The sequence below is a fragment of the Cellulomonas sp. FA1 genome (assembly GCF_000986825.1).
Classification (GTDB): domain Bacteria; phylum Actinomycetota; class Actinomycetes; order Actinomycetales; family Cellulomonadaceae; genus Cellulomonas; species Cellulomonas iranensis.
This window is the reverse complement of sequence record NZ_LBMY01000001.1, coordinates 2,655,500-2,668,465: the sequence shown is the minus strand read 5'-3', so window position 1 is coordinate 2,668,465 and position 12,966 is coordinate 2,655,500. Positions and strand designations below refer to the sequence as shown.

General features: G+C 76.2%; 6 protein-coding genes and 1 pseudogene. 6 read left to right on the top strand and 1 reads right to left on the bottom strand.

The features are described 5' to 3' along the window. The first annotated feature begins 8 nt into the window (after positions 1–8). The 6 genes and pseudogenes from GY42_RS12035 to GY42_RS20220 form a co-directional block, all read left to right on the top strand. Entirely contained in the window at positions 9–644 is a 636-nt protein-coding gene (locus tag GY42_RS12035) for a KpsF/GutQ family sugar-phosphate isomerase (protein ID WP_046530918.1), read from the top strand. Beyond that, entirely contained in the window at positions 644–2,134 is a 1,491-nt protein-coding gene (gene xylB, locus GY42_RS12030) for a xylulokinase (protein WP_046529505.1), read from the top strand. The genes GY42_RS12035 and xylB overlap by 1 nt, the downstream gene beginning before the upstream one ends. 1 nt (position 2,135) lies before the next feature. Then, the gene (locus tag GY42_RS12025) at positions 2,136–2,780 is read left to right on the top strand and encodes a transaldolase family protein (protein ID WP_046529504.1); all 645 of its coding nucleotides are present in this window, start codon (positions 2,136–2,138) and stop codon (positions 2,778–2,780) included. Between the two features lie 102 nt (positions 2,781–2,882). Next, positions 2,883–3,542 (top strand): hypothetical protein, encoded by a 660-nt coding sequence (locus GY42_RS12020; RefSeq protein ID WP_046529503.1) that lies wholly within the window; start codon positions 2,883–2,885, stop codon positions 3,540–3,542. Positions 3,543–3,612: 70 nt separating this feature from the next. After that, positions 3,613–5,106, top strand: coding sequence for an amino acid permease (locus tag GY42_RS12015; RefSeq protein WP_082131514.1), 1,494 nt, complete (start codon positions 3,613–3,615; stop codon positions 5,104–5,106). Between the two features lie 33 nt (positions 5,107–5,139). Continuing rightward, positions 5,140–9,075: pseudogene (locus GY42_RS20220) on the top strand (metallophosphoesterase); the annotation flags it as partial. Positions 9,076–9,984: 909 nt separating this feature from the next. On the opposite strand, the gene GY42_RS20215 reads toward GY42_RS20220, so the two are convergent. Beyond that, the gene (locus tag GY42_RS20215) at positions 9,985–12,921 is read right to left on the bottom strand and encodes an eCIS core domain-containing protein (RefSeq protein WP_082131513.1); all 2,937 of its coding nucleotides are present in this window, start codon (positions 12,919–12,921) and stop codon (positions 9,985–9,987) included. Positions 12,922–12,966 lie beyond the last annotated feature (45 nt).

Here is a 12,966-nt window from a genome sequence, read left to right as displayed (position 1 = left end):
GCACCACCATGGACGGACGGGCCACGACCCTGGAGGCCGCGCGCGAGCTCGTGCGCCGCGAGGGGCGCGGGGTCACCGAGGTCGCCGACCAGCTCGACGACACCTTCGTCGCGGCGGTCGACCTCGTCGGCGGCTGCACCGGCAAGGTGTTCGTCACCGGGTCGGGCACGTCCGGCGCGGTCGCGCGCCGCATGGCGCACCTGCTGTCGGTGTGCGGCACGCCGGCCGTCTTCCTGCCGGGCATGGACGCCCTGCACGGCACGATGGGTGCCGTGGTGCACGGCGACCTGCTCGTCACGATCTCCCGCGGCGGCGAGTCGGACGAGCTCAACGACCTGTCCCGGCGCGTCCAGCAGCGCGGCGTGCCGGTGATCGCGCTCACCGCGACGCCCACGTCCACGCTCGCGCAGGTCGCGGACCTCACGGTCGTCGTCGACGCGGGCCCCGAGGTCGACCCGGGCGGCGTCATCGCCATGGGCTCGACCCTCGCGGTCGCGGCGTGGGGCGACGCGCTCGCGGCCGTCCTCATGCAGCGCCGCGGCTACGGCTGGGACGAGGTGCTGTTCACGCACCCGGCCGGCGCCGTCGGCAAGCTCGAGCACGTGCCCGACGCGCCCGCCGTGCCCGGCGTCCAGGGGGTCTGATGGGGGTCGTCGCGGGCGTCGACTCCTCGACGCAGTCCTGCACGGTCGAGCTGCGCGACGCCGACGACGGCCGCCTGCTCGGCGCGGGGCGCAGCGCCCACCCGCCGACGTCGCCGCCGGTCAGCGAGCAGCACCCCGACGACTGGTGGCACGCCTTCGGCGGAGCGCTCGCGGCGGCGCTCGGCGCGGCCGGGCTCCGCGCGTCCGACGTCGACGCGGTGAGCGTCGCCGCGCAGTGCCACGGCCTCGTGCTGCTGGACCGCGACGACCGCGTGCTGCGGCCCGTCAAGCTGTGGAACGACACGACGTCGAGCCCGCAGGCCGACGCGATGGTCGCCGACCTCGGCCTGCCCGGGTGGGCGGCCGCGGTGGGCTCGGTGCCGACCGCGGCGTTCACGATCACCAAGCTCGCGTGGGTCGCCGCGCACGAGCCCGACCTGCTGGACCGCACGGCGCACGTGCTGCTGCCGCACGACTGGCTGACGTACCGGCTCACCGGCCGCGCCGTCACGGACCGGTCGGAGGCGTCCGGCACCGGGTACTACGCCGCGCACACCGGGCGGTACCTCGTCGACCACCTCGACCGCTGGGTGCGCCCCGGCCTGCCGTGGACCGACCTGCTGCCCGAGGTGCTGGGCCCGTCGCACACCGCCGGGTGGGCGGTCACGCCCGCCGCCGCCGAGCTGGGCCTGCGGCCCGACGTCGTCGTCGGCGCCGGCGCGGGGGACCAGCACGCGGGCGCCCTGGGCATCGGCCTCGGGCCCGGGCAGGTGCTCTACAGCCTCGGCACGTCCGGCGTCGTCATGACGACGTCCGCGCAGCCCGTGCACGACGCGAGCGGCTGGGTCGACGGCGTCGCCGACGCGACCGGCGGCTGGCTGCCGCTGGTCTGCACGCTCAACAGCGCCAAGGTCACCGACACGGTCGCGCGCCTGCTCGGCGTCGACCACGACGAGCTCACGCGCCTCGCGCTCGCGGCCCCGCGCCGCGCCGACCGCGCCGTGCTCGCCGCGTACCTCGACGGCGAGCGCAGCCCCAGCCGCCCGCACGCGCGCGGCCTGCTCGGCGGCCTGCGCTCCGACACCACGCGCGAGGAGCTCGCGCTCGCCGCGTACGAGGGCGTCGTGCTGGGCCTCGTGCGCGGGCACGACGCGATCCGTGCCGCGGGCGCACCCGCCGACGGGGCCGTCGTCGTCACCGGCGGCGGGGCGCGCTCGCGCGCGTACCGGCAGGTGCTCGCCGACGCGCTCGACACCCCCGTGGAGACCCGCGACGCGCCCGAGGCCACCGCGCGCGGCGCCGCCGCGCAGGCCGCCGCCGTGCTCGCGGGCGCCGACGTGCGCGACGTCCGCGACGCGTGGACGCCCCGCGTCGTCGACGTCGTCGAGCCCGGCACCCCCCTCGACCCGCAGGTCCGCGCGCGGTACGCCGCGCTCGCCGACCTGCCCCAGCCCGACGAGACCGCCCGCGCCGCGGGCGTGGAGGAATGACGTGGACCTGTACCTCGACAGCGCCGACCGTGACGCGCTGGCGCCCCTGCTGGCCACGGGCCTGTTCCGCGGCGTCACCACCAACCCGCTGATCCTGCAGCGCGCGGGCGTGCGGCTGTCCGAGGTGCCCTCGCTCGTGTCCTGGCTGCTGGCCTCCGGGGCCGACGAGGTGTTCGTGCAGACCACGGCCGCCGACGCCGACGCGATCGAGCGCGAGGGCCACGCGCTGCGCGACCTGTCCGACCGGCTCGTCGTCAAGGTGCCCGCCACCGGGCCGGGGCTCGTCGCGACGCGGCGCCTGTCGGCCGCCGGGGTGCCCGTGCTGCTCACGGTCGTCTACCACCCCAACCAGGCCGTGCTGGCCGCCGCCGCCGGCGCGCGCCTCATCGCGCCGTACCTGGGCCGCATGACCGAGGCCGGCCGCGACGGCCGCGCCGACCTGCGCACCATGGCCCGCGCGCTCGCCGGCACGGGCACCGGCGTGCTGGTCGCGAGCGTCCGCGACGCCGCGGTGGTCCCCGAGCTCGCCGCCGACGGCCTCGAGGCCGTCACCGTCGGCACCGACGTGGCCCACGCGATGTTCGCCGAGCCGCTCACCGACGCCGCGATGGTGCAGTTCGACGCCGCGACGGCCGCGCTGCGCTGACGCGCGGCCTGACCCGGACGGGTGAGGCGCCGGGGTGTCGGTCATGACGGAGATGCCGGGTGACGATGACACCACTACCGCCCCCCGACGTCAGGAGCTGCCGTGGCCGTCCTCGACCTGCCCGCCCCGACCGGTGCCCGGCGTCCGCCCGCCCTCGTCGTCGAGACCGTGGTCGCGGTCGGGACGGTGTTCGGCGCGCTGGGGGCGGTCGTCGTCGCGGCGATGCGTGGCCGGGAGCTCGTGCGGTCCTCGGCGGGGTGGATGGTCGCCGTGCCCGTGTGGCCCACCGGCGCGATGCCGACCTCCGCGTGGGACACGCCGGCGCGGCAGGGGTTCCCGTCGCCCGTGCAGCCGGTCGGGCCCCATGCCGTCGACCTGTGGCTCGACCGTCCCGACGGCCTCACGGCCGCGCTCGCCGGCGTGGGCGTGTGGGTGTCCTGGCTCGTCGTCGCCGCGCTGCTGCTGACCGCCCTGCCGGTGGCGCGCGCGGTCCTGCGGGGCCACGGGTTGTCGTTCACGACGGCGCGGCAGGCGGCCGTGTCTGCCGGTGTCGTGCTCGTCGCGTGGGCCGTGCACGCCGCCGCCCCGCTGCTGGCCGCCCACCGCGCGCTCGACGCGGGGTACTCCGGCCTGCCCGCCGAGTGGTTCACGCCGCAGGCCCGCCCCGTGTGGTGGCCGCTGCTGGTCGTCGCGCTGCTGCTGGTGCTCGCGGGCACGCTCGCCGCCGCGACCCGGGCGGTCGCGCGCGCCGCGGAGCGCTGACCGCGGGGCTACCGTGGGCGCCGGTGCGGCCGGCCGGTCGCACCGACCGCACCACCGAAGGCCCCGCGCGATGACCCCCTCCCCGTCCGGCAGCACCGGCGTGCCCGGCACCGACCCCGCTGCCGCGTCAGCCGCCGGCCCCGCCGCCGCGGACGCACCCGCCGCAGCGGACGCCCCCGCCCCCGGTGCCGCCGCCGACCGCGCGCTCGGGCACGGGCTGCGCACGCGGCACCTCACGATGATGGGCCTCGGCTCGGCCATCGGCGCCGGGCTGTTCCTCGGCAGCGGCGTCGGCATCGCGACCGCCGGGCCCGCCGTCCTCGTGTCGTACGCCGTCGCGGGCGTGCTCGTCGTCATGATCATGCGGATGCTCGCCGAGATGGCCGCCGCGTCGCCCGCGTCCGGCTCGTTCTCGGTGTACGCCGAGCAGGCGCTCGGCCGGTGGGCCGGGTTCACGCTCGGGTGGGTCTACTGGTTCACGATCGTCATGGTGCTGGGCGCCGAGATCACGGGCGTCGCACGCATCGTCACCGGCTGGTTCCCCGACGTCCCGCAGTGGGGCGTCGCGCTCGTCGTCGTCGCCGTGTTCGCCGTGGTCAACCTCGCGGGCGTGCGGCAGTTCGGCGAGTTCGAGTTCTGGTTCGCCGCGCTCAAGGTCGCCGCGATCGTCGGGTTCCTCGTGGTCGGGGTGCTGCTCGTGCTCGGCGTGCTGCCCGGCACGTCGCCCGTCGGCACCACGAACCTGCTGGGCCACGGCGGGTTCGCGCCCACCGGCGTCGCGGGGGTCGCGGCCGGGCTGCTCGTCGTGCTGTTCGCGTTCGGCGGCATCGAGATCGTCACCATCGCGTCGGCCGAGGCCGCCGACCCGCAGCGCGCCGTCGCACGCGCCACGCGGTCGATCGTGTGGCGCATCCTCGCGTTCTACGTCGGCTCCGTCGCCGTCATGGTCCTCGTGCTGCCGTGGGACTCGCCGCAGCTCGCCGACGGGCCGTTCGTCGCCGTCCTCGACCTCGCGGGCCTGCCGGGCGCCGCGCGGCTCATGGAGGTCGTCGTCGTGCTCGCGCTGCTGTCCGCGTTCAACGCGAACATCTACGCGACGTCGCGCATGGCGTTCTCGCTCGCGGGCCGCGGCGACGGTCCCGCGGTGCTGCGGCGCGTGTCGCGGCGCGACGTGCCGTGGGTCGCCGTGCTCGTGTCGGTCGCGCTCGGACTCGTCGCCGTCGCGCTGAACTGGCTGCTGCCCGACGCGCTGCTCGGCATCCTGCTCAACGCCGTCGGCGCGTCGCTGCTGGTCGTGTGGGTGTTCGTCGTGGTGTCGCAGCTGCGGCTCCGCCCGCGCCTGGCCGCCGCCGCAGGCCCCGCGGGGCTGCCGCTGCGCATGTGGGGGTACCCGTGGCTGACGTGGGCGACGCTCGCCGCGCTCGCGGGCGTCGTCGTGCTGATGCTCACCGACGCCGCCGCGCGCGCGCAGCTCGCGGCGACCGCCGGGCTCGTCGCCGTCGTCGTCGGGATCTACGCCGTGACCGCGCGGCGCCGCGCCCGCGCGGGGGCCGCGGCGTCCTGACGGGCTGGGGCGTGCAGGGCGCGACCCGGGCCGATGGTCGCCCGGGCGCCCGCCCGGGGTCGTCGCGCGTTCACCTGCGGTTCGAGGGCGCTGCCTAGCGTCCGGCGGGTCCCCACCCCCGCAGACAGGACACCCATGCCCGCGCACCGCCAGCGACGCGCCGTCGGCTCCCTCGCCGCCCTGGCCGTCGGTCTCACGCTCGTCGTCGCCCCGCTCGCCACCGCCCCCCGCGCCGTCGCCGCCCCGGCCGACGCGTGGCCGCTCGTGGTCACCGAGATCGCCCCCGACACGACCGGCTACGACGACTTCGAGTACGTCGAGGTCCACAACCCGACCGCCGCGCCCGTGCCGCTGGGTGCGGGCGGGTACGGCCTGGCGTACACGTACGCCGACTCCGAGGACCGCACGCGCGACGTCGCGCTGTCCGTGCCCGACGGCACGGTCGTCCCCGCGGGCGGCACGGTCGTGCTGTGGCTGCAGTACGCGGCCGGCAACGTCGACACGTCGAGGTTCACCGTCAACGACTTCCGGGCGTTCTGGGCCGCGCGCGGCGCGGGCGACGGGTACCCGGTCGTGCCCCTGACCGGTCAGGCCGGCATGGCCAACGGCGGCAACCGCGGCATCCGCGTGCTCGACCCGGCCGGCAGCACGGTCGGCTGGTCGTTCGTGCCGACGGGCGGCGTCGGCCCCGACCAGGTCGTGCAGCTGCGCACGCCCGTCGACGCCGCGACGCGGGCCATGGACGTGCTCGCGACGCTCGCACCCCCGACGCCGGGCACGGTCGCACCCGAGCAGCTCGAGGACCGTGCCCCGACACCCACGCCGACCCCCACCGCCACGCCCGACCCCACGCCCGACCCCACGCCCACCGCGTCGCCCACGGCCGGGCCCACCGCGACGCCCACCACCACCCCGACAGCCGCTCCCGGCGAGGCCGCCGCACCGCCCGCCGACTCGCTCGTCGGCCACCTGCAGCTCACCGAGCTCATGGTCGACAGCACCAACGTCGGCGGGTCCGACGGCTACGAGTACGTCGAGGTCACCAACGTGACCGACGCGCCCGTGTCGTTCGCGGACTACACGATCCGCTACCTCTACCCGGACGAGAGCTACGTGACGACGAGCAGCGCGCTCTGGCACGGCGACCCGGCCGACGCCGTGGTGCCGGCCGGCGGCGCGATCGTCCTCTGGGTCAAGAACGCCGGCAACCAGGGCCTCACCCGCGCCGACTTCAACCGCTTCTGGGGCACGTCCGTGCCCGCCGGGCAGATCCTCGAGGTCGCGTCGGGCGGCATGGCCAACGGCAGCCCGCGCGGCGTCGAGGTCGTCACGCGCACCGGCGTCACGGTGAGCCGCGGGTACTACAACATGGGCGGTGCGCGCGACGTCGTCGTCGACCGCGGCCTGGCGTACCGGGCCGACCCGGCCGACCTCTCGCGCCAGGTGCTGCTCGGTGCGCGCGCCGCGACGCCCGGGACCGTCGAGCCCGACCAGCTGCCGACGACGCTCGTCACCGCGACGCCCGACGCGCAGGGCCCGCGCGTGAGCGACGCGTCGCCCGACGTCGTCGACCCGACCACCGACCTGGTGCTCGCGGCCGACGTCGCCGACGACCGTCAGGTGCGGCGCGTCGAGCTGCACGTGCGCACGGACCGCGACGACGTCGCGCGCGTCGTCGACCTGACGCCCGACGCGGCCGGCCGCTACGCCAGCACGCTCAAGGCCGTCGACCTGGTCGGCAAGCGCGCCGTCACGTACTGGTTCGTCGCGTCGGACGGCACGCACGTCGTCACGACCGACCCCGTGACGCTGCCCGTCGCGGGTGCCAGCACCGACCCCGTGCGGCTGGGAGTCGCGGACGGTGACCTGCTGCGCGGCACCACGACGCTCGCGGTCGCCGCCGACGACCCGGACGCGGACCTCGCGCTCGCGGTCGACGGCGCCGCGCTGACGCCCACGTACCGCCGGCTCGAGCGGTCCGCGGTCTTCGCGGCCGAGGTCACCGCGACCGACGACTACTTCCAGAACGGCGTGATCCTGCCGTCGCCCACGGGCGACGCGTGCCACGACGGCACGGTCCTGACGATCTTCGACGAGGGCACGTACGGCGACACGATCACCGTCACGGCCACCGTCCCCGTGTCGGCGACGCGCCCCGGCGAGGACCTCACGCTGCTCGTCTCGGCCGGCACCAAGGCGTGGCCGTGCCAGGACGCGGACGAGAACAACGACGACTTCACGCTGCTGAACCCGCGCCTCGTGCTGCCCGACGGTCGCACGCTGACGCCCGCCGGGTACGCCGGGGGCCCCGTCGCGATGGGTGACTCCGCGGGCAAGACCGACGACTACCCGGCGGTCTTCACGCTGCCGTCCGACGCGTTCGCGGCCGTCGGCCACGACTGGGACTCGACCGCCGTCGCCGACGGCACGCACGTCGTCACGGGCACCGACGGCACCGACGTGGCGAGCGCGCGCGTCGTCGTCGACAACACCGCGCCCGACGTGGAGGTGCTGCTCGACGCCGACACGACGGGCCCCGCGGGCCTGCAGGGCGCCATCACGCTCGACGCGCGGGCCACCGACGCGACGTCGTCCGTCGCGGCGGTCACCGCGACGCTCGACGGCGATGCCGTCACGCTCCCGCACACCACGTCGTCGCTGCGGCTCGCGCCGCGCGAGCACGAGCTCGCGGTCACCGCGACCGACGCGGCGGGCAACGTCACGACCCGCACCGAGCGGTTCGTCACGCCGCGCGAGGAGCCGACGGTCGAGCTCGTCACGCCCGCCGACGGCGCACGCGTCGAGGGGGCGGCCGTGCCTCTCACGGCACGCGTCGCCGACCCGACGGGCGACGCGATGCAGGTGCGGTTCCTCGCGGCGTCGCACGCCACGACGGCCGACGTGGGCGTCACCGCCGCGCAGGGCGTCACGCACGACGCGGCCGCCGCCGACCGCGGCGACGCGACCGTGCTGACGGCCGACCAGCGGGTCGCGCTCGCCGCCGTCGACGACCGTGACACGACCGTGAGCAGCGACGACGCGTTCCCCTACCAGGTGTTCGACGTCGCCGTCCCGGCCGGCACCGGTGACGACGCGCGCGTCGTCGCGACCTGGGACGGCGCCGCCGAGCCCGGGGCGACCGTCGCGCTGCACGTGTGGGACACCGCCGCGGGTGCGTGGCAGCGGGTCGACCGGCACGTCGGCGACCCCGCGGCGGACGCGCCGTTCACGCTGCGCGCCGACGTGGCCGCCGCGCACCACGTGGTCGACGGGACCGTCCGGTTCCTGGTGCAGCACTCCGAGGGCTGGGCCGGGCCGGTGCTGTCGGACCGCTCGACGCCCGTGACGCCCGCGCACCCCGACGACACCCCGCGCGACGCGTACGACTTCACGCTCGCGTGGGAGTCCGACACGCAGTACTACAACGAGCAGTTCTACGACCACCAGCTCGCGATCCACCGGTACCTGCTGGAGCGGCGCGAGGCGCTCAACCTGCAGTACCTCTTCCACACCGGCGACATCGTCGACAACCACGACCAGCAGTACCAGTGGGAGAACGCGGACGCGGCCTACCGCATGCTCGACGAGGCCGGCCTGCCGTACGGCGTGCTCGCGGGCAACCACGACGTCGGCAACTTCGACCTCGACTGGACGTCGTACGGGAGGTACTTCGGCGAGCGGCGGTTCGCGGGCAACCCCTGGTACGGCGGCAGCCACCAGGACAACCGCGGTCACTACGACCTGTTCAGCGCGGGCGGTGTCGACTTCGTCGTCGTGTCGATGGGCTGGGGTCCGGGCGACGCCGAGATCGCGTGGATGAACGACGTGCTCGCGCAGCACCCGAACCGCGTCGCGATCGTCAACCTGCACGAGTACCTGCTCACCACGGGCGGGCTCGGGCCGATCCCGCAGCGCATCCAGGACGAGGTCGTCGCGACCAACCCGAACGTGCGCATGGTGATGAGCGGGCATTACCACGACGCGTACACGCGCATCGACCGGTTCGACGACGACCAGGACGGCACCGCCGAGCGCGTCGTCACGCAGATGCTGTTCGACTACCAGGGCCTGCCCGAGGGCGGTCAGGGGTTCCTGCGGCTGCTGCACTTCGACAACGCCGGGCAGCGCATCCTGGTCCGCACCTACTCGCCGTCGCTGGGCCGGTACGACTCCGAGGACCCCACGCTCGACCCCGAGCACCAGGAGTTCACGATCACCTACGCCGACGCGGGGATCACGCCGCGCACCAAGGAGCTGCGGGGCGACGCGTTCGTCGCCGAGGTGCGCACGGGCGTCGAGCTCGCCACGGCCTCGCAGGTGGCGGCCGTGAGCGTGCCGGCCGTGGCCGGTGCGGCACGGGTGGCCGATCTCGGGGCCGGTGGTCCCGGGGCGGGTGCGCTGCCGATCGACGGGGGAGCGACGGCGGTGGCGCCGTTCGCGTCGGCGGCGCCGACCGCGCTCGACGGCGGCAGGCTCGTCGAGGTCGCGTGGACGCCCGCCGACGGCACGCACGGCTGGTACGTCGAGGTGACCGACGCGCACGGTGCGGTCGTCGAGTCCGAGGTCCGGCGGGTCACGTTCACGGCGACCGGTGCGGGGGCCGGGCCGGGCGGCGGCACGGCCCGGGCGGCGTCGGGCCGGGCGGCGTCGGGTCGGGCGGGGCGGAGGGCGGCGCGGGTCGTGGCGCGCAGCCGGGTGCCGCACGCGGCGGCCTCGCGACCACGGGCGCCGACGCGCTCGCGCTCGCGCTGCTGGCCGGCGGCCTGCTCGCCGCGGGCGCCGGTGCGCTGCTGGCGCGTCGTCGGCGCGCCTGACGCGCGACCCGCGCACGGCGCCGTGGGGTCGGTCCACCCGGGCCGGCCCCACGGCGCGTCGTCGTCAGCGCGGGTCGGGGCGCACCCCGACGACGTAGCCGTCGATGCCGCAGTAGACCGTGACGCCGTCGGACGCGAGCTGCACGTCGTGGAACCCGCGCCCGGCCAGGTCGTTCGTGTACAGCACGGCACCGGTCGCGGGGTCGAGCTGGTAGAGGTAGCCGTTGACGGCGGCGAACAACCAGCCGTTCTGCGCGAGCACCCGCACGACCTTGCCCGTCGCGATCGACAGGTCGCGGCCCCACCGCTCCCCGAGGCCCGCCAGCGCGAGCCCGAGCGTGCGGCCCGCCGTCCCGACGAACGCGGCGTCCCCGGCCGACGCGACGTCGACGCGGTGGTGGCCCAGGCCCGACAGCCCGTTGTGTGCCAGCACGCGCCCGTCACCGGGGTCCAGCACGTACACATGCCCGTTGGACCCGACGAGCACGCCCGCCTCGACTCCCGCGACGTCGACGACGTCCCACCCCGCACCGGGCAGGCTCGTCTGCCAGCGCGTCGCCAGGTCGCCCGGCGCCAGGCCCACGACGTACCCGTTGGTGCCGGCCGCGAGCGTGCCGCGCGTGAGCGTCAGGCGCACCTCCTCGCGCCCGCGGCCCGGCAGCGGGTTGTGGGCCAGCACGTGCCCCGTGCCCGGCTCGAGGCGGTACACGTGCCCGTTCGACGCCGCGTACACCGCGCCGTCCTGCGCGACCATCACGCTCGTGACGGCGTACCCCGAGCCGGGCAGCGACGCCTGCCACTGCGTGCGCAGGCCGTCGGCCTCCATCGCGACGACGTACCCGTCGATGCCCGCGTAGACGCGCGTCCCGTCGGACGCGACGCGGGTCTCGTGGTTGCCGCGGCCCGGCAGCGAGTTGTGCGCGAGCACGTGCCCGTCGCCCGGGTCCAGCCGGTACACGTGACCGTTCGACGCCGCGAACGCGCGCGTCCCGTCGAACAGCGGCTGCACGTCGGTGTACCCGCTGCCCGGCAGGCTCGTCTGCCAGGCCGTCACCAGGCCCGACGTGCGCTGGTCGCGCGAGATCAGGCCCATGCGCGGGCTGACGATCGTGACGAACTCCTTGAGCCGCGACCACAGCGAGTCGAACATGTCGCGCTCGACCGTGCGCCGCAGCGCGTCGTCGTGCCACGCCTCGAGCGTGCGGTCCCCGGCGGGGGTCGCGACGCCGGTGGGCAGGCGGCGCAGCACGTCGTCGGGCGTGGTCGTGGTGGTGCCGCGCTCCAGCAGGTCGCGGATCGCGCTCTGCGACAGGTGCACGGCGGCCGAGGGGTGCGCGACCGCGTCGCCGAAGTCCAGCAGCTTCTCGTCGCCGAAGACGCGGAACCGGCCGCCGTCCAGGCTCGTCACCGTCAACGACGCCTCGTTGTAGTGGTTGTGCACGACGTTCGACGACAGCTGCACCACGGCCGCGTCGAGGAACGACAGGTACTGCCGGTACGCGACCTCCACCGGCACGCCCGCCGGCGCGACGCGGCTCGCGACGACCCGCGCCCGGTAGTCGAGCTGCTCCTCGACGGTCTGCGGGTCGTGCGACGTGAGGTCCGCCAGCGCGTCGTACAGCTCCGCGCCCCGCAGCGCCGGCTGCAGGTCCGCCGTCACGCGGCGCACCATGTCCCAGTCCGGCACCGGCAGCACGATCTGGTCCGCCGCCCACCGCGAGAACCACTGCATGATCAACGTCTTGTTGGTCAGGTGGCCGGCCGCGAACGAGTCCTCCACGAAGTGGTCCGCGTACGCCTGCGCGACCCACGCGCGGTCGGTCAGGTCGTGCTTGCGCGCCGGGTCGCCCGCCGCGAACGCCTGCTCCGCGAGGTCGCGCGCCTGCGCGTGGAACGCCCGCCACCGGTGCCACGAGAACGGCGCGAAGTGGCACGCGTTGCGCGCCAGCAGCCCGAAGTAGTGGTCCACCCCCAGGCCCGCCGTGAACTCGTCGATCGCGCGCGACTCCTTCAGCAGCTCGAGCGTCGAGTCGCCCGCGTACGGCGCGATCGCCCCCTGGAACTGCACCACGTGCCGGTCGCCCAGCAGGTGCAGCAGGCGGTTCACGCTCTCCTGCCGCACCTGCTGCAGGAACCCGCCGGTCGTGCCGTCCGGCAGCCCGTCGATCGCCGTCGGGTCCGCCGCGAAGTCCCCGCCCACCGCGTTCAGCTCGCCGAGCGTCGCCAGCAGCCCGCTGCGCAGCGTCACCACCGTCAACGACGGGTCCACCGCCGCGATCTGCGCCGCCGTCGCGGTGTGCGCGCCGCCCTGCCACAGCAGCAGGTACCGCACCTGCCGCTCCACCACCTCGCGCCACCCCGGACCCCGCGTCGCGACCGTCACCAGGGCGTCCGTCCCCAGGTCGCCCAGCAGGCGGTGCTCCCACGCGTTGAAGGCCCGCAGGGCGGGGCGCCGGGTGGGGTGCGGAGAGCTGCCCGGGCCGGTCGGCGTGCGCACCGTCGCGTCGTGCGGCAGCCGGCCGCCCGCGAGCGCGAGCCGCGTCCACGTCTCGGCCTCGTGCTCGTCGTGCGCCCGCCGCCGGTGCGGGTCCTGCAGCGTGTGCGCGACCTCGTGCGCGAGCACGTGCTCCCACGCGCGCGTGAACGGCCGGAGCGTGTCGGGCAGGAAGACGTCGGTGCCGCGCGAGGCCGCGGCCCCGCCGGCGGCGGTCGCGGCGCGCGCCGCCCGGGCGCCCGTGTGGACGCGCACGACGCCCAGGTCCGCGCCGTACGCGTCCTCGAGCCAGCGCCGCACGCCCGGGTCGAGCGGTGCGCCGTCGTCGGGACGGGTGCGCTCTCCGGGCCGGGTGTCGGGTCGGGTGTCGCCCCGGGGGCACGTGTCGCCGGCGGGTCGGGCGTCCCCGTCGGGTCGGGTGTCGCCCCCGAGGTGCGTGTCGTCCTCGCGTCGCGTGCCGCGAGGTCGTGCGAAGTCGTCTGGCAGTCGGGTCGTCGATGTGGTCATGCGGATCCGCCCCCTGGATCGCCGGATGACGCGACGCGCGGCGCC

Coding starts and splice junctions, on each gene's coding strand:
- GY42_RS12035 (WP_046530918.1), top strand. CDS start 9: ATGGACGGACGGGCCACGACCCTGGAGGCCGCGCGCGAGCTCGTGCGC.
- GY42_RS12015 (WP_082131514.1), top strand. CDS start 3,613: ATGACCCCCTCCCCGTCCGGCAGCACCGGCGTGCCCGGCACCGACCCC.
- GY42_RS20215 (WP_082131513.1), bottom strand. CDS start 12,921: ATGACCACATCGACGACCCGACTGCCAGACGACTTCGCACGACCTCGC.
- xylB (WP_046529505.1), top strand. CDS start 644: ATGGGGGTCGTCGCGGGCGTCGACTCCTCGACGCAGTCCTGCACGGTC.